The sequence below is a fragment of the Rhodococcus sp. AC861 genome, from assembly GCF_979256035.1.
This window is the reverse complement of record NZ_CEEDMW010000103.1, coordinates 1-240: the sequence shown is the minus strand read 5'-3', so window position 1 is coordinate 240 and position 240 is coordinate 1. Positions and strand designations below refer to the sequence as shown.

Here is a 240-nt window from a genome sequence, read left to right as displayed (position 1 = left end):
GAGGCGACCACCAGATCGCACATCGACGTGAGACCGTATCCGCTGCCGAGGCAGGGTCCGTTGATCGCGCCGATCAAGGGCAGGGCGCAGTCCATCACTCCGAAGATCGCACGCTTGGCCTCGCGCAGGTCGACCACGCCGCTGGTTGCGGCCATCACCCGGACGTTGCCGAGATCGTTGCCGGCGCAGCAGATGCGGCCGCGGCCGGTCAGCACCACGACCCTTACGTCCTGGGTGTCG

The 240-nt window shown here is 67.9% G+C and carries 1 protein-coding gene; it reads right to left on the bottom strand.

The window, feature by feature from the left end:
- A partial coding sequence (locus AC0IX4_RS23325; protein WP_471831454.1) for an enoyl-CoA hydratase/isomerase family protein occupies window positions 1–218 on the bottom strand: 218 nt, incomplete at its 3' end.
- Between the last annotated feature and the right edge of the window lie 22 nt (window positions 219–240).